The organism is Acinetobacter sp. BWR-L5 (genome assembly GCF_039655985.1).
GTDB lineage: Bacteria > Pseudomonadota > Gammaproteobacteria > Pseudomonadales > Moraxellaceae > Acinetobacter > Acinetobacter johnsonii.
The window spans coordinates 267,268-288,436 of the sequence record NZ_JAGFEV010000003.1 but is presented as its reverse complement, the minus strand read 5'-3'; the positions used below and the strand labels follow the sequence as shown (position 1 = coordinate 288,436).

The 21,169-nt window shown below is 43.2% G+C and carries 18 protein-coding genes; 1 reads left to right on the top strand and 17 read right to left on the bottom strand.

Annotation, left to right across the window (positions count from 1 at the left end; genetic code table 11):
* Positions 1–163 precede the first annotated feature (163 nt).
* The 8 genes from JZ787_RS07090 to JZ787_RS07055 are packed head-to-tail and all read right to left on the bottom strand — an operon-like array spanning position 164 to position 7,771.
* The gene (locus JZ787_RS07090) at positions 164–1,003 is read right to left on the bottom strand and encodes a hypothetical protein (RefSeq protein WP_346312010.1); all 840 of its coding nucleotides are present in this window, start codon (positions 1,001–1,003) and stop codon (positions 164–166) included.
* Between the two features lie 7 nt (positions 1,004–1,010).
* Positions 1,011–2,096 carry a 3-dehydroquinate synthase gene (gene aroB, locus JZ787_RS07085; protein ID WP_346312009.1) on the bottom strand — a complete coding sequence of 362 codons (1,086 nt, stop codon included), beginning with the start codon at positions 2,094–2,096 and terminating at the stop codon, positions 1,011–1,013.
* 30 nt (positions 2,097–2,126) lie between these two features.
* Positions 2,127–2,660 carry a shikimate kinase AroK gene (gene aroK / locus JZ787_RS07080; RefSeq protein WP_062032260.1) on the bottom strand — a complete coding sequence of 178 codons (534 nt, stop codon included), beginning with the start codon at positions 2,658–2,660 and terminating at the stop codon, positions 2,127–2,129.
* Positions 2,661–2,697: 37 nt separating this feature from the next.
* The gene (locus tag JZ787_RS07075; RefSeq protein ID WP_346312008.1) at positions 2,698–4,776 is read right to left on the bottom strand and encodes a type IV pilus secretin PilQ family protein; all 2,079 of its coding nucleotides are present in this window, start codon (positions 4,774–4,776) and stop codon (positions 2,698–2,700) included.
* Positions 4,777–4,795: 19 nt separating this feature from the next.
* The gene (locus tag JZ787_RS07070; protein ID WP_094148569.1) at positions 4,796–5,323 is read right to left on the bottom strand and encodes a pilus assembly protein PilP; all 528 of its coding nucleotides are present in this window, start codon (positions 5,321–5,323) and stop codon (positions 4,796–4,798) included.
* Positions 5,323–6,060: a type 4a pilus biogenesis protein PilO gene (locus JZ787_RS07065; protein ID WP_168158667.1), complete on the bottom strand. Its 738-nt coding sequence runs from the start codon at positions 6,058–6,060 to the stop codon at positions 5,323–5,325. Before JZ787_RS07065 ends, JZ787_RS07070 begins: the two co-directional genes overlap by 1 nt.
* A complete protein-coding gene (locus JZ787_RS07060) occupies positions 6,057–6,713 on the bottom strand; it encodes a PilN domain-containing protein (protein ID WP_184117975.1) in 657 nt (218 codons plus the stop codon). The genes JZ787_RS07065 and JZ787_RS07060 overlap by 4 nt, the downstream gene beginning before the upstream one ends.
* Positions 6,713–7,771 (bottom strand): pilus assembly protein PilM, encoded by a 1,059-nt coding sequence (locus JZ787_RS07055; protein WP_058870420.1) that lies wholly within the window; start codon positions 7,769–7,771, stop codon positions 6,713–6,715. Before JZ787_RS07055 ends, JZ787_RS07060 begins: the two co-directional genes overlap by 1 nt.
* A gap of 165 nt (positions 7,772–7,936) precedes the next feature.
* Here JZ787_RS07055 and ponA point away from each other — a divergent pair, with 165 nt between their 5' ends.
* Positions 7,937–10,465: a penicillin-binding protein PBP1a gene (ponA, locus tag JZ787_RS07050; RefSeq protein WP_346312007.1), complete on the top strand. Its 2,529-nt coding sequence runs from the start codon at positions 7,937–7,939 to the stop codon at positions 10,463–10,465.
* Between the two features lie 31 nt (positions 10,466–10,496).
* Here ponA and JZ787_RS07045 read toward each other — a convergent pair whose 3' ends face one another.
* The 9 genes from JZ787_RS07045 to JZ787_RS07005 form a co-directional block, all read right to left on the bottom strand.
* The gene (locus tag JZ787_RS07045) at positions 10,497–11,303 is read right to left on the bottom strand and encodes a putative RNA methyltransferase (RefSeq protein ID WP_346312006.1); all 807 of its coding nucleotides are present in this window, start codon (positions 11,301–11,303) and stop codon (positions 10,497–10,499) included.
* 69 nt (positions 11,304–11,372) lie between these two features.
* Entirely contained in the window at positions 11,373–12,491 is a 1,119-nt protein-coding gene (mraY, locus tag JZ787_RS07040; protein ID WP_058951625.1) for a phospho-N-acetylmuramoyl-pentapeptide-transferase, read from the bottom strand.
* On the bottom strand, positions 12,492–13,901 hold the full coding sequence (gene murF, locus JZ787_RS07035; RefSeq protein WP_168158672.1) for a UDP-N-acetylmuramoyl-tripeptide--D-alanyl-D-alanine ligase: 1,410 nt from the start codon (positions 13,899–13,901) through the stop codon (positions 12,492–12,494).
* Positions 13,902–13,910: 9 nt separating this feature from the next.
* Positions 13,911–15,407 carry a UDP-N-acetylmuramoyl-L-alanyl-D-glutamate--2,6-diaminopimelate ligase gene (locus JZ787_RS07030; protein WP_346312005.1) on the bottom strand — a complete coding sequence of 499 codons (1,497 nt, stop codon included), beginning with the start codon at positions 15,405–15,407 and terminating at the stop codon, positions 13,911–13,913.
* Between the two features lie 7 nt (positions 15,408–15,414).
* On the bottom strand, positions 15,415–17,238 hold the full coding sequence (gene ftsI / locus JZ787_RS07025) for a penicillin-binding protein PBP3 (RefSeq protein WP_010327652.1): 1,824 nt from the start codon (positions 17,236–17,238) through the stop codon (positions 15,415–15,417).
* Positions 17,239–17,250: 12 nt separating this feature from the next.
* Entirely contained in the window at positions 17,251–17,583 is a 333-nt protein-coding gene (ftsL, locus tag JZ787_RS07020) for a cell division protein FtsL (protein WP_346312004.1), read from the bottom strand.
* On the bottom strand, positions 17,583–18,506 hold the full coding sequence (gene rsmH / locus JZ787_RS07015; RefSeq protein ID WP_346312003.1) for a 16S rRNA (cytosine(1402)-N(4))-methyltransferase RsmH: 924 nt from the start codon (positions 18,504–18,506) through the stop codon (positions 17,583–17,585). Before rsmH ends, ftsL begins: the two co-directional genes overlap by 1 nt.
* Positions 18,507–18,693: 187 nt before the next feature.
* On the bottom strand, positions 18,694–19,713 hold the full coding sequence (locus JZ787_RS07010; RefSeq protein WP_317111667.1) for a sulfate ABC transporter substrate-binding protein: 1,020 nt from the start codon (positions 19,711–19,713) through the stop codon (positions 18,694–18,696).
* A gap of 252 nt (positions 19,714–19,965) precedes the next feature.
* Positions 19,966–20,964, bottom strand: a complete 999-nt coding sequence (locus JZ787_RS07005; RefSeq protein WP_168158675.1) for a sulfate ABC transporter substrate-binding protein — start codon at positions 20,962–20,964, stop codon at positions 19,966–19,968.
* Positions 20,965–21,169: the final 205 nt, after the last annotated feature.

Here is a 21,169-nt window from a genome sequence, read left to right as displayed (position 1 = left end):
AAGCAAGTTTTGTGCCAATTATTTATTTTGTGTGTTAAGCGCTTTAGTTTTATTAGGTTTGTGTTTTTTAAGTAAAAATAAAGTTCGAGGACAATTCATTTATTGCACTATATTTGTGCGTATATGAAATTTACATTTTTTGATGCGCCATAATGAACCAATTTTAATTAAATGGGTCGGTCACTTCAGGTTCATTTGTTTTATTTTGTGGCGCATTCTCTACGGTTGTTTGTGACTTTTGCACATCAACCACATTTCCATCCGCATCACGACGAGTAACCGTCGTCGATGTTGTCGATTGTTTATTTTGTGCAACTGCTGCACGTGCCGCTTGTTGACGCGCAGCAAGAGTGGCTTCATCAATCACGGGCACAGCGGCTGGTTTCAACTGCACAGCATAGAGCTTATTGCTAAGTCCAAGTTCATCAGAACCGAGATCATTGACATATTCAGTATAGCTTTCAATTTTTCCAACTTTGGGTTGCACCGACTTCGGCAACGTCAGTTTTAAATCCGCCAATGCCTTTTGCGCCTCATTGACATTTTTATACACACCATAGATCAGCACATATTGCTCAATTTGGTTTTCACCCGTCAGTCTTAAGTAGTTAAAAGCTTGACGATCAGATTGCCTTTGCAAAAAGCGCTTAATAATCGCTTCTTCTGAGACTCTAAACAGTTCAACTGTACTGTTCTTTTTATTTTCCTGAATAAATTTGGTCCCACGAAATTCAGCTTCATGCTGTGCGATTGCTACAACACGTGTCGTCATATCCAAAGGTTTTACTTCATCGAGGAATGAGCCTAAATGTGCGGTTGTTGCGACTTTTTCTGGCTGAATTTGTAACTCAACTTCAGATTCAGCCTTTTTTTCAATTTCAACGACAGTCTCTTGATCTGTAATGGCCCAAAAGACTAAGGCGCCAAACAAGCATACCCCTCCGAATGCAAGCCAAATATAATTTTGCTTTGTCTGCCACTGGGTTCTAAGGGTTGTTGCCATAATAAAGTTATGCCTGCTCTTGGTTGGCTAAAATCGCCTGTTTCATCAATTCTACATCAAATGTTTTGGTAATGATGGCCTGCCCTACCGCTTGCATCAAAACCAAACGAAGCTGCCCGTTCAAGACTTTCTTATCATGAGCCATATACGCCAAAAAGTCATCAAGGGGAATCTGCGGACATACTATCGGTAAATTCGCACGTTGAATGATATTTTTTGTACGCGCCAAATCTTCTGCATTGATCCATCCCATACGCTGCGATAAATCTGCTGCCATCACCATACCTGTTGCCACAGCTTCACCATGGAGCCATTCACCATAGCCTAGATAAGATTCAATCGCATGTCCAAAGGTATGCCCAAGATTCAATAAAGCACGCTCACCTTGTTCTTTTTCATCATTAGCAACAATACGCGCTTTATGGGCACAAGAACGATACACAGCTTCAGCCAGTGCAGCTTCATCCCCCTGCACCAAAGCATCCATATGTTGTTCCAACCAAGTGAGAAAGTCAGCATCACCCAAAAGTGCGTACTTAATCACTTCTGCCAAACCTGCGGATAACTCACGTGATGGCAGCGTTTTAAGTTGAGACATATCCGCCAAGACCACTTGCGGTTGTTGAAATGCCCCGATCATGTTTTTACCCAGCGGATGGTTAATCCCTGTTTTACCACCAACACTCGAATCCACCTGTGAAAGAAGTGTGGTTGGCACCTGAATAAAATAGACCCCACGCTGGAAGCATGCTGAAGCAAAGCCCGCCATATCCCCAATCACGCCACCGCCTAAAGCTAAAACTGTACAATCACGGTTGAAACCTGACACTAACAATGCATCAAAAATCAGGTTGAGGTGCTCAATATTCTTATATTTTTCACCATCGGGCAAAATACACGTTGCAACTGTTTTTCCCAACGCTTCAATTGCTGCCACGTAACGCGCTAAATACAAAGGAGCGACCGTTTCATTACTCACAATCATCACTTGGCGCCCATGAATATACGGCTCAAGTAAAGCTTTTGGATCTAAATCACTACCAATAAAGATCGGGTAACGGCGTTCGCCAAGTTCAACATATAAGGTTTGCATGGATCAAATCACTTCAAAACTGAATCAAAACTACTTTACAAGAATCAAGTTTAAGATACGCTGCGCAAGATCACGTGCAGCCCCTTGATTGGTCTCGATAATATAATGGGCAACTTCACGATATAAAGGATCTCGAACGCTGAGCAAGTCAGTTAACTTTTGTTCAGGATTCTCCACTTGAAGCAGTGGGCGATTTTTATCACGATAGGTTCGCTGTAGCTGAATTTCGACAGGAGTATAAAGATAAACAACGATACCCCGTTGTTTTAGGAATGCGCGATTTGGAGCCTGAGTCACCGCCCCACCACCTGTGGCCAAGACCAAGTTAGGTCGAGAGGTTAACTCATCAATTACAACCGTTTCACGACTACGAAACCCAAGCTCACCCTCTTTTTCAAAGATCCATGGAATCGTTGCCCCTGTTTTACGCTCAATCTCATGATCACTATCAAGAAACTCGCGCCCTAACAGTTCAGCTAAATGTCGTCCTACCGTTGTTTTTCCAGCCCCCATAGGCCCTACCAAATAAATATTTGGTAGGGTCTCAAACTCTTTGCTTGGCAAGGAGTCACCTTTTAGATTTGTTCAAATTGAAAATATATTAATGATTTCTTGAAACACTGTCATTAACAATTCGTGGTGTCACAAAAATCAATAACTCCGTTTGTATCGTCGTTTTGACATTATTCTTAAATAAGTTACCCACCACAGGCAAATCACCCAAGAATGGCACTTTTTGATAGTCATTACGTTTCGTATCATCAAAAATACCACCTAGTACGACGGTCTCACCATCATCTACCAGTACATTGGTTTGTAGTTCACTGGTGTCAATCGCAATACCATCATTAGTAATGTCACCAATCGAGTCTTTTTCAACCATGAGCGCCATTTGAACTTTACCATCTGGAGTAATACTTGGCGTCACTTCTAACTTTAAGTTAGCCGCGCGAAACTCAGTTTTTAAACCTTCCGTCGCACTCCATGTTTGATAAGGAATCTCTGTACCACGCAAGATATAGGCTTTCTGTTTATCGCCAGTAAGTACTTTCGGTGCTGATAACACTTCACCATGACCATCCGCTTGAAGTGCGCTTAACTCAAGGTTTAACATATAGTCTGAAATTTTCAACAAACCAAAGTTAAACGTACCAGCAGTGTTTGTTGCTAAATCCACACCCAAATCAAAACTTGGCTGGAAATCTCCACCCCACACTGGGCTATTGCCCAGCTTCTTCGCACTCCACTTAATCCCCAATTCACGAGAAAAGTCTGTTGATGCTGTGACAATACGGGCTTCGACCATCACCTGTTTCACTGCGACATCCAACAAGTCAATCATGCGACGAATCTTGTCAATATTTTGCTGCGTATCATTAATAATGAGCGTATTGGTACGCGAATCAGAAACTGCACTACCACGAGCACTTAATAAGCTTTCTAAAGCCAATGACTCTGAACCCGCTGTACGATTCGACTCACTCCCTTTACTGTCACGAGAGTCTTCTAACAATTTCAACACATCCGCCGATTTTGCATAACTCAATTGAATGTAATCAGTTTGAATCGGAGCAAGTTTAATGCTTTGTGCGATGGCTTTGGCTTCATCTTCCTCAGATTTGATCAGTTCAGCTACAGGAGCAATCCAAATCACATTACCATTTCGTCGCTTATCCAAGTTCTTGGTTTTCATAATAATATCAAGTGCTTGATCCCACGGAACATCTTTAAGGCGCAAGGTAATATTGCCTTGTACTGTGTCCGAAGCCACCATGTTAATGCCTGTAAAATCAGCTAAGAGCTGTAATACACGTCGCACTTCAATATCTTGAAAATCTAAAGAAATCTTTTTGCCCGTATAAGCACTTGGTGCTTTAGGTTTCATTGGATTTTTATCTTCAGGACGCTTTAAACTAATGGTGAGCTTATCTTCTGCCTGATAAGCCATATATTCAAAACTGCCATTCGATTGAATTGTGATCAGGCCATTACTACCATCGTTTTGTGCATCGATGGTCGATACAGGCGTGGCGAAATCATTCACATTGAGACGGCGTGATAAGTGGGCAGGAATTTTATTCCCCAAAACGCGCACCACAATTTTACTGCCTTGTTGTTTCACATCGACAGGGGTATTGCTACCTTTTAAATCAATGACAACTTGGCCTTCACCGTCTGAACCACGCTGGAAGCCAATATTTGAAATACCTTGCTCTGAACGCGTCGCAGCAACAGGTGTTGCTAGCGCCGGGTTCGCTGAGTTAATTTTCAGAATAAAGGTATTACCTTCAACACGTGTAGTAAATGCACCCGCATCAGCCAAATTTACAGTTAAACGTGAACGCTGCGCATCTGAAGTTACATCTACCGTACTTGCTTCAGCCGTTGCTACCGCAATACTGCCTTGTTTTAGGCTCTGCTGTGCTTTATCAAAATCCAAAACCAAACGTGATGGCTGTTCCAACTGATAGGCTTGCGGCTGTGGTGGCAAACCGTTGAACATGACACGAATTTCTGTTCCCTGTCCCGGAATTTGCATCGGCACAATATTCGTAATACTGACTTGCGCACTTGCAGCCTGCATCACCGCCATTGCAATTGCACCCATTGAAAACTGACGGAACATATGGTTCATCGTATTGCCATCCCCAAATATAAAATCTTTAGCACTATTTTTCATTTTTATTCCTTTTCCTTTTTTAAGGCGCCGGCCCAATTAATACTAGGCTTCTCGGGCGCTCGACATAGCCCTCACGCCCATCCGGAATAATTTCAATCAAATCAATTTGTGTGGCGGTGATATTAATCACACGACCATGATTCATCCCCAAATAACTACCACGCTGCACGCGTTCAATTTCACCATCAGGTGTTTGAATCAACGCCAAAATTTGTCCATTTTGCCCGCGCATACTGCCTTTCATGTTCAGCGATTCAATCGCATAACTTTCCAAAGGTTGTAATTGGCGAGATAAGTTTGGATAAACACGCTTTCCAGCCATAATTTTCAGTTCAGCTGCTAATGAGCTTGGCATAAACGGACTCTTTAATTGGTGCGCAGCATAATTAAAAGTCGGTACAGGTGGGAAATCTGGCGCTGGCTCGATCGGCAATGGTGGCTGATTGCGAATTTCAGCCATTTGCATATTGACCGCATCAATGCGTGAATCACAACCAACAAGGAATAGTCCTACGCAGAGACTAAGCATGAGATTTTGATATTTCATTACTTGGCACCTCCCGCATTGGCTTTCTTATCTTTTTTTGTATCTTTTACATCAACATCCGTTGTAGCCGTCGCCCCGACATAACGGTAGGTTTTCGCTTTTACACTGTATGAAATTTGCGGAATATCCGTCTTTTTATCATTGTTACTTGATGCTGAGATATCGAAGTCATGCAAGGTCACAATACGCGGTAAAGCTGCAATTCCACTGACAAATGAACCAAAAGAATGATAATCACCCGTCGCTTCAATGGAAATCGGCTGTTCGATAAAGAACTCTTGGCGAATTTCTGGCTCTAAACGAATATTTTTAAACTTTAATCCAGAATTTACGCCGCTCACATTGATATCTTCAACCAAACCAGGAATTTCAGTTTCTTTCGGCAACTGTTCTAACTGCTGATTGAAATTAGCTTCCATTTCTTGCAATTGCGCTTGATATTGCTGCAAGTTACGTAATTTTGAATCTTTTTCACGAAACTCATTCAGTAAATTTTGTTCTTGTGCATGTGCATTTGAAATCGCATCAAGCTTCGGCTTAATCACAACAAAATAACCCAATGCCCCAATCACTAAAATGATAAAGATCCAACAAGTCAATTTGACTGAAAAGGGCCAACTGCCGTAATTGTTTGGATCTAAGGTATTAAACTGTTGAAAAAACTTATCAACCGTCATTTTTTTCTTGGTTACAGCATGGTTTTCTGATGTTAATTCTTCAAATTCATCGCGACTCATTGTGCTGCCCCCGCTGTTGAATTATTAACTGTGCTTGCGGCTTCAGGTGCGGTCGCATCAGGCGCTACTGGCTGTGCAATCTCATCTAAATCTGCGGTGACCACAAAGGTGCCATAGGCTTCTTCAACACGTGGCACGATGGAACTTGGTGCTTTATCTTTTTTCTCTTCAGCAACCAAGAATGAATTCATAAAGGCATTGCGATACCACGCAGATGCTTCGAGATTTCGTAAGAATTCCGCAACTGTATTCGGGCTTTCCGCTTTCCCTTCAATGGTAAATTTATCACCCGTACGCACAAACTTAGTAATGTACATATTACTTGGTGTAACACGTACCATTTCATCGACCAAACGAACAGCCACAGGACGTTGACCTTGCAAACCTTGGATCAACTTCATCCGTTCAACAATCGCATTGCGCTGCTCTTGCAGACCTTCCAACGACTTTAATTGAACATCTAAGTTTTGATTGGTACTCACCACCAACTGATTGGCTTGTTCTTGATCTTCAAGTTTTTGACTGTAAAAGAACCAAGCCAAAGCAACAGCTAAAACCCCAACTAATGCAGCCCCAACACAATAGGCAATAAATTCTTTTTTTCGTTTCTCTCTTAACGCATCACGCCAAGGGAGTAGGTTTATTTTTGCCATTAATCAAAACTCCTCAATGCCAATCCACATGCCACCATGAGTGATGAAGCATCATTTTCAATTTTTTTAATGTCGATTTGTGGAGAAAAGCCCATTTGTAAAAATGGGTTGGCAATGGTGACCCGATAACCTAATTTTTGTTGTAATAACTTCGCCAGTCCTGGAATATTGGCATTCCCCCCCGCCAATAAAATATGGTCGATCTCATTAAATTGAGAGGACGAAAAAAAGAACTGCAAAGAACGTGCTGCTTGCTGCACCACAGCTTCAAGAAAAGGTTCAAGTACTTCAATATCATAGTCATCAGGCAAAGTACGGCTTTTTTTAGCACGTCCAGCTTCCTCAAAGGACAAACCATAACGGTTTTGAATTTCTTGAGTCAGTTGTTTACCACCGAACACCTGTTCACGCGTATAAATGACTTTATTATTCTGCATGACAGATAAGGTCGTCATGGTATGACCGATGTCCAGAATCCCAACGGTGTTTACACCCATTGGAAGCGTATCTGAAAAGACTTTGAATGCATTTTCAATGGCGAAACTTTCAACATCGGCAATCTTAGGCGTTAAACCACCTAATTCCAATGCTTCGGAACGCGCCTCTACATTTTCAATGCGGGTTGCAACGAGGAGTACATTGACACGATTTGGATTGGCTAAACGGTCTGGAAGGACTTCAAAGTCCAAACTCGCTTCATCTAATGGGAATGGAATATATTGCTCAGCATCATCACGAATCTGAATTTCACGTTCGTCATCGTTCATATCGGCATCCATTTCAATGATTTTAGTAATCACCATGGACGTCGGAACTGCCAGTGCTACGTCTGTCGATTGAACATTGGCCAAATTTACCGCACGCTCAAGGGCATCACCAACCGCTTCTGGATTCAATATATTTTTTTCGACCACACTTCCTTCTGGTAATGGGACTAGTGCATAGCTCTCCACCCAATACCGATTGTTTTTAACAGAAAGTTCCAATACCTTAACAGAAGTCGAACTAATATCTACTCCTATTAACCCCTTACTTGGCTTACGATATAACCTGAGCACAGTATCATTCCTATTATTTTTTTATCCCCAAAAAAAGTAACCCACTAATTAGTCCGCGTCTATAATTTTATACGGATACAATAACTCATCTAACATTCCGTATGTGTACAGGATATACTGACCGCTAATTAGTTTGCCATTAGCTCTTATTAAAACTTACTTGTTATGAAAAAGCTATCTTGTTCGGGCCGTGTTCATCCATTTTTTTTGATCATTATTATAATGTTGGTCTCAATTCCAATGGGTTTTTATGGCATGTATCTCTATATTGCCCCATCTTTGCCGCAAATGACAACTCTAAAAAAGGCGCCATTACTAAAACCTTTACAAGTTTATAGTGCGGATAACCAACTCATTTCGGAATACGGTGGCAAGCTATCTGTACCCGTAGATTACGATCAAATCCCACAAAGTTTTATTCATGCCTTTTTAGCGGCGGAAGATTCTTCTTTTTTTGAGCATAGTGGTATCAGTTTTAAAGGTTTAGGACGTGCAGTCAGTGAAAGTATTACTGGGTCAAACGTCCAAACGGGTGGCTCGACCATCACCATGCAAGTGGCAAAAAACTATTATCTCAGTCCCGAGCGTACATTAAAACGTAAATTGACTGAGGTTTTTCTGGCACGAAAAATTGAACAAAATTTGACGAAAGAGGAAATCTTAACCCTCTATGTCAACAAGATTTTCTTGGGTAAAAATGCCTACGGTATCGCAGCGGCAGCTAAAATTTACTACAACAAAAGCTTAGACGAGCTCAGCATCGCACAAATGGCGATGATTGCAGGTCTGCCTAAAGCGCCGTCTAAATATAATCCAGTAGTTAACCCCGAACGTGCTTTAGAACGTCGTAACTGGATTTTGGGTCGTATGCTCCAGCTAGGCTACATTAACCAAAGCCAATATGAAAAAGGCATTGCCGAACCAATTAACCTCGATATGCCTGACCGCGGGGTAAGCAACCGATTTCCCTACATCGGTGAAATGGTCCGTAGTGAACTGATTGAAAAGTTCGGCGAGCACGCGATTGACTCTGGTTATAAGGTCTACACCACCATCAACAGTGAACGCCAAGCCTATGCCGAACAAGCGGTACAAGATGGTTTAGAAGCCTATGACCGTCGTCATGGTTGGCGTGGTGCGGAAGCCCATGACAAACCCTTAAGTAGCTTTAGTGCTTTTGCCAACACCTTTCCTGCCGAAGTTACACGTGTGAATCAAAATAGCTTTGATGCCTTAATGCAAGATGGCTCAACGGTAACCGTGCCATGGTCAGGTATGTCTTGGACACGCCCTTATCGCAATGCAAATGCGGTAGGCGGTGCACCATCAAGAGCATCTCAAATTGTTAAAGTGAAAGACATTGTACGTCTGCGCCCCAATGACACCAAAACCTCATGGGCTTTGGTGCAACTGCCTAAAGTTCAGGGTCAGCTGATTGCACTTAACCCAAACAATGGCGCTGTAGAAGCATTGGTTGGTGGTTATAATTTTTATCAATCTAAATTTAATAGAACCACACAAGGCTGGCGCCAACCAGGTTCGATTATTAAACCCTTTGTTTATGCACTCGCTTTAGAGCGCGGTATGACACCGTATAGCATGGTCAATGACAGTCCGATCACGATAGGGAAATGGTCACCACGTAATGCCGATGGTCGCTATTTAGGTATGATTCCCCTGCGTCGTGCACTCTATTTATCGCGTAACACCGTGTCAGTTCGACTCCTGCAAACCGTGGGCATTGAACGGACACGCCAATTGTTCATGGACTTTGGCTTAACTGATGAACAGATTCCGCGTAACTACACCATTGCACTCGGAACACCTCAGGTTTTACCGATTCAAATGGCCACAGGTTACTCTGCCTTTGCCAATGGCGGTTATCGTATTCAACCACACTTCATCAATCGGATTGAAGATGCCTATGGCAAGGTCATTTATCAGAACAACCCTGAATATGCATGTATCAGTTGTATCTCTCAACAAGAATCAAATCCTCAGTCTGCCGACACCATCACGCCTGATGATGAAGTAATTGAAGTCACCAACCAAGAGCTGAACCCTGCTGAAAAGTCGGCAAATCCTGTTGAGATCAACAGTGACTATCGCCAAGCGCAACGTATTTTAAAATCCAGTTCTGCTTATGATATGGCGAATATTTTAAAAGACGTGATTCAACATGGTACAGGCCGTGCTGCGCTACGTATTGGACGAGATGACTTGGGCGGAAAAACAGGAACCACCAATGATGCAAAAGATGCTTGGTTTGCAGGCTTTAATGGCAAATTGGTGACCGTAGCGTGGGTCGGTTTCGACCAACCAACGACTTTAGGACGCCGCGAATACGGCGGTGTGGCTGCGCTCCCGATATGGACAGACTTCATGGCCAAAGCCTTACAAGGTACACCTTCTTCTTGGGTTCAACTCGATGCCAAAGCCAAAGCGCCAATTCAACGCCATCAGAAAGAAACACCTCAGAGTAACTTAGGCCCAACCCCACCTTTGGCGCAGCCGTTGTATCGCCCTGCACCGGTGGTGGTTCCACGTGCTCCTGAGCGTGACTTTGATGATTTGCCGGGTGAAGAGGAAACGCTGGTTCCAAAGAACAGCGCCCCACCCACCATGCATGCACCCAAAGAACAACCAAAACCTAAAACAGATGCGCTCGATCATTTGATTGATCAAGTCCAATAATAAAAGCCCGCATCTGCGGGCTTTTTTATACTTATGCTTTTTTCTGAAATAGTAAAATTTGATACTGGGCGTGTAGTTCAAAAGCTGTTTGAGCCTCTAAAGCTTCACGGCGCTCTTGTTTTGCTTTATAGGCATAAGGGGTCATGGCAATCAGGTTTTTTAAGTCCTGCTGATTAAGCTTAAATTCAGCATCGACAACATCATCACTCACCAAGTCAAATGCATCACTCAACTGCTCTACAAATTTGCTCGGTTCATGCGGCTTCACCTCTTCGAACAAAGCCTCACGCATTGCATATAAATGCTGAGGTGCCGGCGTCACCACCAACAAATATCCTTGCGGCTTGAGCACCCTTAAAATCTCTTGTTTTGGAATCGGGCTAAACAAACTACTACATAGATCAATCGATTGATCCAACACGGGTAAAGTTGCTCCTGTACCCACCACCCACGTGATATTTTTATTGATTTTCGCAGCCACTTGCACTGCATTTTTTGCAATATCTACACCGACACATTGCAGCACTTCAGCCTGCATCGCATCGGTGTAATAGCCTTCACCACAGCCGATATCGAGTAAATTTTCAATACGTAATTCACTTACCTTATTTACCACTGCTTGCTGTAAAGGTGCGTAATGACCTGCACTTAAGAAGGCACGGCGGGCTTGTATCGACTCAGGCGTATCCCCTGGATTTTTGCTGTGCTTATGTTGCACCACATGCAGATTGACGTAGCCTTGTTTCGCCACATCATAACTATGTGAATTCGCACAGCGCCATGTTCTTTCGTTTAAAGTTAAAGCCTCACGACACACAGGACACATGAGCAGATTCATTATTTTCTCCAAGACATTACCTCAGGCATAAAAAAAGCCGGCAAATGCCGACTCTTTTCATACTTTTGCTTAGCGCAATTTTAAGGTCATTAGCCCTAAAACTACCAGCATAATTGTAATAATCCAAAAACGAATCACCACTTGGGTTTCACGCCAGCCTTTTTTCTCATAATGATGATGTAATGGCGCCATCAAGAACACGCGTTTATTGCGCATTCTGAGGGAACCAATTTGCAAGAAGACTGAAATCGCTTCGACCAAAAACACACCAGCCATAATGGCAAAGACAATTTCCTGACGAACCATGACCGCAATTGTACCGAGCATTGCACCCAATGATAATGCACCCACATCGCCCATAAAGACCTGTGCAGGGTGTGCATTAAACCAAAGGAAGGCTAGACCCGCGCCAATCATGGCTGCACAAATCACCACCAACTCAGAGGCAAATCGTACATAAGGAATATGTAAATAATTGGCAAAACGGACATCACCTGCCAAATATGCAAATACGCCTAAACCCGCAGCAACCAATACCACAGGCATAATTGCCAAACCGTCCAAACCATCGGTCAGGTTCACGGCATTTGATGCACCATTAATCACCAAATAGGTGAAAATGATAAAACCAATACCCAACGGAATCACCGACAAAGGAATACTTAAATCTTTAAAAAATGGAATTAGCAGATCTAGCATATTTGCGGTATGTACAGGATTAGTCTGTTGCTGCGCAATTACATATAGTGCAATACCAGCACCCAGTGACGCAAGCGACGTCCAAAAGAACTTTTTACGGGCAGGTAAGCCTGCATTGTCTTTATAGCGAATCTTGATCCAGTCATCGGCCCAACCCACTGCACCAAAAATCACCATCACTGCCAAGACAATCCATACATAAGGGTTGGATAAATCTGCCCACAACAGTGTGGAGATACCAATTGAGAGTAAGATCAACACCCCGCCCATGGTTGGTGTACCCATTTTTTTGGCATGATTTTCAGGAGCATATGAACTCACGGCTTGACCATATTTGAGTGCTTGCAACTTGCGAATCATCACAGGACCGAGCACTAGACCAATGGTCAGTGCGGTTAAAACACTGAGCAAAGAACGCAATGTTAAATAACGAACCACCTGAAACGAACTATGGTAGCCCGCCAGTTGTTCAAATAACCATAACAACATTTAGAGTTTCTCCATCAAATCAGCCATCAACGTTTCCATATGGGTATAACGAGAACCTTTAAACAGGAAACTCATAGACTGGGGTTGATGTGTTTCAATTAAACTGAGTAAGAACGGCAAAGCCTGCTCTTGATTCAAAAAAGCCTGCATTTTTTTGCCATATTGGGTGCTGCGTGCACCTTCTTGTGCCGCAGGTGCAAATTCACCGACAGCCACTACGAAGTTTAGCCCTTTCACTGAGACTAAATCACGCCCCAGCATATAGTGCTGCTGTGCAGCAGAGCTACCTAGCTCACCGATATCACCCATCACCATCACCCGAACCCCCTCTTGCTGTGCAAGCACTTCAGCAGCGGCACGCATAGAAGTTGGGTTGGCATTATAGGTATCATCAATCAACAAATGACGGCCTTGTTGAATAAAGTTCAAACGTCCTTTTGCACCGACCGCTTGCTCAAGGCCAAGCACGATATCATCCAAGCTAATACCAATCGCTAAAGCAAAAGCTGCCGCAGCGGTTGCATTTTGAACATTATGCTCCCCAGCAAATGGTAAATTCACCTGACTCACGCCTTGCGGGGTATTCAACTTAAACGTTGCCGATTGTGCCTGTAACTCAATCTCAGTGGCAAAGATTTCACCACCCGCACCAAAGCTGAGCACCTGTTCAGTTTGCACTGCTTGGCGAATGCTATCGGCAAAATCATCGGCTGCAGGAACAATAGATGTTCCATTTGGGGCAATATGCGCATAAATCTCAGACTTGGCACGGCAGATACCATCGCGTCCACCAAACTCACCCAAGTGTGCTGTACCAATATTGATAATGCCTGCAACCAAGGGCTGGACCAAATTCGAGGTATAATCAATTTCACCTTGATGGCTTGCACCCAATTCCATCACTGCATATTGATGCTCAGGACGTAATTCCAATAACATGACTGGCACACCCAAGTCATTATTCAGATTGCCACGGGTCACCAACGTTGGTGCTATACGTGACAAAATACTGCCTAACATTTCTTTGGTGGTGGTTTTACCACTACTACCCGTCAGCGCAATCACTTTTAACTGTGGATTTTGTGCACGACGATAAGCCCCCAGCTGTCCCAATGCCAAACGTGTATCAGGCACCACCAACTGACAAATCTCCGCATCTATAGGCTGGCTCACAATGGCCACTTGGCAGCCTTGTTCAGCAACTTGCGTAATAAAAGCATGCGCATCAAAACGTTCGCCTTTGAGTGCCAAGAAAGCATCTCCTGCTTCTGCATCACGCGAATCCGTCAAAATACGCTTAATTTCAGTATTTGGTGCTTGATCATTTAGCCAATAACCTTGGGTGGCTTCGAGTAACTGTGCGGCGGTCCATGACACTAAAGGCACTGTGCTGGTTGTTGAGGTATGCATATGACTTCCTTAGTGTGCAGGATAAGCAGAATCAGTAGTGTGGTGCTGTGCATCAATCGCGGATTGCACTTCGACGACATCGTCAAACCAATGTCGAACACCCTCTATTTCTTGATAGTTTTCATGACCTTTGCCTGCAATCACGACAATATCACCCGCTTGGGCCTGTTGAACGGCAAATTTAATCGCTTCACGACGATCATGGATTTCATGAACCACACGAGTTGAGAAATCAACACCCGCTTTCATATCGGCAAAAATTTGCTCAGGATTTTCTGTACGTGGGTTATCTGAAGTCAACAACACCACATCTGCTCCGTTTAATGCTGCTTGGGTCATGAGTGGGCGTTTGCCACGGTCGCGGTCTCCACCACAACCAAATACTGCCCAGAGTTGCTGTTCTACATGGCGCTTCAACGTGCTTAAGACTTGCACCAGAGCATCAGGCGTATGCGCATAATCAACCACAAATAAACGCGCATCATCACGAATCACTTGCATACGGCCTGGTGCACCTTTGAGCTGTGCTGTCGTAGTAACCACATCGGCTAAATCAAAACCCGCTTGTTCAACCATAATCAAACTTGCGACCAAATTTTCAATATTAAAATGACCCAATAATGGGTTCTGTACCTGATATTCGGCCTGTGCCGTACACAGGCTGAAGTTTGCACCCGTCAGGCTATATTGAATATTCTTCACCTGATAGTCTGCAGGCTGCGTGGTTGAATAGGTTAAAATTTTCGGTTGGGCTGGATTATTTTGTGCCGCTTGAATCATGACTCCAGCATGCTCATCATCTAGATTAATCACTGCAACTTTCAATGATTGAAATTGAAACAAGCGAGATTTAGCTTCGGCATAGGCCTCAAGCGTGCCATGGTAGTCCAAATGGTCACGACTTAAGTTGCTATATGCAGCAATTTCAATTTCACTACCCGCTAAACGGCCTTGTTCCAAACCATGTGAAGAGGCTTCAATCGATGCAAATTCAGCCCCTTGTTTGGCATAGCTATGTAGTGCATTTTGTAAGTGTAGCGCATCTAAAGTGGTATGCGACGATGCTTCTAAATTGGGTAAAATGCCATTACCTGTCGTGCCCATCACAGCACAAGACTGACCTTGCAACATCAACAGTTCAGCAACCAAACGAGAAATGGTGGTTTTACCATTGGTTCCCGTCACCGCTAAAATACGAGCAGGCTGTACTTGGCTAGTGGCCAACAAAAATTGCTTTTGCCAGCCCCCCATCAAGTGGCGTACATTCGGCACCACAATACTGTTTTCAAGCCCAAGCTCAGTTTCACTCACCACCGCTAAAGCCCCTTTATCCAAGGCTATTTGTGCAAACTGCTCTGTTTTCTCAGGTTGTGAAAGTGATGTCAGCGCAATAAAAATTTGCCCTGCCTGTACTTTACGACTATCAAGAACAAAACCTTGAAATGGCTGTGCCATCCATTCAGCGCTTAAGTTAGCGGTGTAGAGTTGTTGAAATGTAATGGACATTCATCACCTATCTCTTGATTACAGGAGCATCTAAAGGTTTATCTAAAGGCACGTTCATTAAACGTAAGGATTCTTGCATAACACGGGCAAATACAGGCGCAGACACCGTACCACCATAGTAGGTCCCTTGCGGGTTTTCGACCACGACCACCATCGCTAAACGCGGGTCGCTAACCGGTGCTACACCAGCAAAAAGTGCACGATATTCATTGGTTGAGTAGCCTTTACGGTCAGCACGCAACTTATGTGCGGTTCCTGTTTTACCCCCCACACGATAACCCGGAATAGTCGCACGAGTCGCGGTACCACCCGGTAAGGTTGCCGTTTCCATCATCAACAAAACTTGATCCGCAATTTTTGGATCAATCATTTGTTCACCACGGGGCGGTGCATCCAACTTATACAAACTCAAAGGCATTTTCACACCTTTGTTGGCTAACATGGCATAAGCATCGACCATTTGCAGCACAGTCGCATTTAAGCCATAGCCATATGCCATGGTCGCGACTTCCGATACATTCCATTTACTTGGCGGAAGAATTAAACCACCACTTTCACCTGGGAATTTAACCGCAGAACGCTGACCAAAACCGAGACGTTTATAAAAAGTCGGTAAGGTTGCATAAGGGAGAGACAAGGCAATTTTAGCCACACCCACGTTAGAGGATTTTTGAATAATCCCGCCCAAAGTCAGTGGGCCATAGTTATGCGTATCTCGAATGGTATGGTTACCGACCCGCATTGACCCCGGAGTGGTGTTGACTACAGTATTCGGCATGTATTTGCCGCTTTCCAAAGCCATTGAAATAGTCAAAGGCTTCATGGTTGAACCCGGCTCGAAAGAGTCGACCGCACCACGGTTACGCATGGCATCTTTATTCGACAAACTGTTTTTATCGTTCGGGTTATACGACGGCCATGACGCCATCGCTAAAATTTCACCCGTTTTCACATCGACCGCAATCGCTGTTGCAGAACGAGCATTATTGGCTACACCCGCAGCGGTCAGTTCACGGTACATAATGTACTGAAGGCGCGAGTCAATACTGAGCGTAATATTTTCACCCGGCTCAACTTCTTTAACCACCTCAGCATCTTTAAAACGATTGCCCTTTTTATCTCGAACAATTTGCTGCTCACCATCAATACCCGACAGGCGTTGATTCAGCTGCATTTCTAAACCTTCAATGCCCGAACCTTCACTGTTGGTCAAACCAATAATTTGCGCATTCGGTTGTGGTTGCGGATAGTAACGCTTATAGTTCTTTTCGGTATAAACACCTTGGAACTCACGTTTCGCAATCAGTTCAGCTTGCTGAGGTGGCACTTCTTTTTTCAAGACCAAGTAGCGCGAACGCGGACGTTCATTGAGTTTCCGCTTCAGTTCCGCACGATCCATGCCCACGGCATCAGCCAGTTCATCCAGATTTAGGTTTTTGTCTGGTAATTGACGCTTCAATTTACGATTGTGTGGATCTTTGGCTAATTCAGCGGTAATTTCATCAAACAGTTTTTTATTATCAAAATAATCACGCGGGTCAATCACCACTTTCATAATCGGCGTACTGATCGCCAAAGGCACACCGTGACGATCATAAATCACACCACGCATGGCTTTAATTTTTTCTGTTCTTAAAATATTGGCATTGGCTTTATTTTGCAAAAACTCAGTATTAATAACCTGTACGTAAAAAGCACGTCCAACCAAAGCAATAAAGCAGGCTAAAACCACAGCCCACATGAGATAAAAGCGCCACATTTCAACCTGTAGAGCCGATTTTTCAGTCACCGCTTGCTGTTTTTTACGAGTGGGTTTACGCTTTTCTACCATGTTACAGCGGCCTTATTTTTTGTCTTCTGAAGTCGTGGGTAAAGAAATCACTACGGTTTGCGCCGCAGGTGGTGAATACATCCGCAGTTGTGTCACCGCGCGCGTTCCAATTTGTGCAGTTGCGCCAAAAGTTTGCTGTTCAATCAGCAAACGGCCCCACTCTGCATTTAAGTCATCACGCTCGCGCATAAAAGAGCTCATTTCGCGGTAGTCATGGCGGTATTCAAACACTTGGAACACCACCATCATGGCACTGATAAACACCAGCACCAATAAAATGCCATAGGCAATCAACTTCTTAAATTTTAACTTTGTTGGAATTTTTTCAACGACTTCAGTTTTCATTATTCGCCTTTAGGTGCTAAGCGCTCTGCAACTCTAAGCCATGCACTACGTGAACGTGGATTGGCTTTAACCTCGGCATCACTTGCTTTCACACGTGATACTTTCTTTAAACGACGTGTATCTGGTCGTTGTTGTGGCATACCCCAACCCATGTCTTCCTCAAGTGTCGACTCTTTTTGAATAAATTGTTTAATTAATCGATCTTCTAGCGAATGGAAGCTAATCACAGCCAAGCGACCATTCGGTTTTAATACGTCTACCGCTTGCGGTAGGAAAACTTCAATATCTTCTAATTCTTTATTAATGGCAATACGAATTGCTTGGAAAGTTCGTGTTGCGGCATGTTTATTTTTTTCCCATTTCGGGTGCGCTACTTTCACAATTTCAGCCAACTGCGCTGTGGTTTCAATCAACCCAGCCGCTTTAATGGCTTTGGCAATACGACGGCTATAACGCTCTTCACCATATTGGAAAATAATATTGGCTAACGCCTCTTCTTCAATATTGACCAACCACTGCGCTGCGGTTGGACCTTTTGAATTGTCCATACGCATATCCAGTGGTCCATCTTTCATAAAACTAAAGCCACGCTCCGCCTGATCAAGCTGCGGTGAAGACACCCCCAAATCGGCCATGACCCCATCGACCAAGCCAATGCCGCGTACTTCTAACTCATGCTTAAGGTCAGCAAAGCTGGCATGGATAATTTTAAAACGTGGATCTTCTTGTTCTAAAATCGCGGCTGTTTCCAGTGCTTGCGGGTCTTTATCAAAACCATAGACACGTGCATTTTCATCCAGCTTAGACAACAGCAAGCGTGCATGTCCGCCACGACCAAACGTCCCATCAATGAAAATCCCTGTATTGCGATCTGCTACCAAAGCATCAACAGTTTCGTGAAGTAATACAGAAATATGCGACATAAAGACTCAATATGATCGGAAGGAAAAATGTAACTGCACATTATTACCTTGTTTTAACAAAGCTCCAAACGACTTTTTGTAGGGAAATATTACTTTTCATAGACAAAACCGTTTTTAAACGGCATTCATTATCAAAAAAGCCTCCCAAGGGAGGCTTTTTAAGCAGCAGCTGAAATAATTAACTGGATTATTTACGGCTATTATAGATTTGGTCGAAGGTCGCCCCATTCACAAAGTGGGTTTTTTGAGCATTAGCCCAACCACCAAACACTTCATCAATGGTGAAGGTTTTTAACGGTGGAAATTGCGCTTTATATTTTTCTAGAATTGCAGCATTACGCGGACGATAGAAGTGTTTCGCCGCCATTTCCTGACCCAGTGGTGAATATAAATAGTTGATATAACCCTGTGCTAACCACTTGTTGCCATTTTTCGCCACGGTCTTATCCACGATTGCCACTGAAGGCTCAGTTAAAATCGAGATCGATGGATAAACAATATCGAATTGATTTTTACCTAAAGTTTTTTGTGTCACTAAGGCTTCATTTTCCCAAGTCAACAACACATCACCAATGCGACGTTCTGCAAAGGTGGTCATAGACGCCCGTGCCGCAGAGTCCATGACTTTCACGTTATGGTACATTTTACCCACGAACTCTTTGGCTTTGGCCTCATTACCACCAGGTTGTTTCAGTGCATACCCCCAAGCAGACAGATACACCCAACGTGGTAGACCGCCTGTTTTAGGATTAGGCGTAATAATTTGTACACCCGGTTTGGTTAAATCAGACCAGTCCTTAATTTTTTTCGGGTTGCCTTTGCGTACCATGAACACAATGGTCGACGTATAAGGTGCAGAGTTATTTGGGAACTCTTTTTGCCAACCCGGCTGGATTTGACCCGATTTGACAATTTCTTCAATGTCATTGGCTAGGGCCAAGGTCACCACATCCCCTTTTAGACCATCAACGACCGAACGGGCTTGTTTACCTGAACCCCCGTGTGACTGTTTAAAATCGACCGTTTGTCCTGTACGACTTTGCCAATAAGCACCAAAGGATTTATTGAACTCATCGTAAAATTCACGTGTTGCGTCATAGGAGACATTGAGCATAGTACGATCAGCCGCTTGAGCTGATGTCATACTGAATGTCAGACCTGTTGCCACTACGGCAGCAGCCCAGAGAGATTTCAAATGCATTTTCATGGCGTATTAAATTAAATATCAAGAATTATGCTAAATATATGAAACAAAATCATAAATCGCAATTCACTTTTGTTTTTTAAATACTCGTTACTTTAGAATCACTGAGACTTAATGAATTGTTTTTATTTAAAATAATAGCAAACACTTTACTTATTCTTATTATATACATTTTTATGCTTAAAATATAATAAAAGTGGATATGCGTATATCCACTTTTATGTTCGAACGTGATCTCATTAAACCACAGCACGTTTATTTTTCAGCATAAATTTGATCAAAAATCGCACCATTTACAAAGTGAGTTTTCTGCGCTTTGGCCCACCCTCCAAAGACATCATTAATATTAAAGGTTTTTTGCTTTGGAAATTGCGTAAGGTATTTGTTCGCCACTTGTTTATTTCGTGGACGAAAGAAATGCTTCGCCGCCAACTCCTGCCCTTTTGGCGAATACAGATAATTTAAATAGCCCTTGGCCAAATTTCGATTGCCGTTTTTGTCGACGGTTTTGTCCACAATCGCAACCGATGGCTCCGCTAAAATCGAAATAGACGGATAAACAATATCGTATTTGTCTTTACCGAGGCCTTGGGTTGCCAGTAAGGCTTCATTTTCCCAAGACAACAACACATCTCCTATGCTTCGTTCAGCAAACGTGGTCAATGAACCTCGCGCACCTGAATCAAGGACTTTGACATTTTGATAAAGTTTTTTCACCAATTCTTTGGCTTTCGCATCATTACCTCCCGGTTGTTTTAATGCATAACCCCAAGCCGATAAATAGATCCAACGCGGCGCACCGCCTGTTTTTGGATTTGGGGTAATGATCTCAACCCCCGGTTTGGTTAAATCATTCCAGTCTTTAATTTGTTTCGGATTACCCTTACGCACTAAAAAAACAATGGTTGACGTATAAGGTGCAGAATTATTTGGAAATTCTTTTTGCCAATTTTTATCAATTTGTCCAGTATTCACAATTTCATCAATATCATTGGCCAAGGCCAAGGTCACCACATCTGCTTGTAGACCCGTTGCAACGGCACGTGCTTGCTTGCCCGATCCACCATGAGACTGTTTAAAGTTGACCTCCTGACCAGTTTTGCTTTTCCAATACTGTCCAAAGGCTTGGTTATATTCTTGATAAAACTCACGGGTTGGGTCATAAGACACATTTAAAAAATCTTTTGCTGCATAAGCACTGGCTGCAAAGCCCCCAAGTAATACTAAAATAGATGTCGCTAATATTTTTTTCATTGCTTTATACTCGAACTGAATTTGCTCACTATATAAACAACAAAAAACCAACACAATCATCTAGTTATAATTAATTATGGCTTTTATATCTGATAAAAAGATATCTCTAAAAGGACTATTTTGTGCACTTTTAGGGATAAGCCCATATCCGCCCTCCACAGATCAAGCTCAAAATCTCCATGCTATCTCCACAGTTATTTGGTAC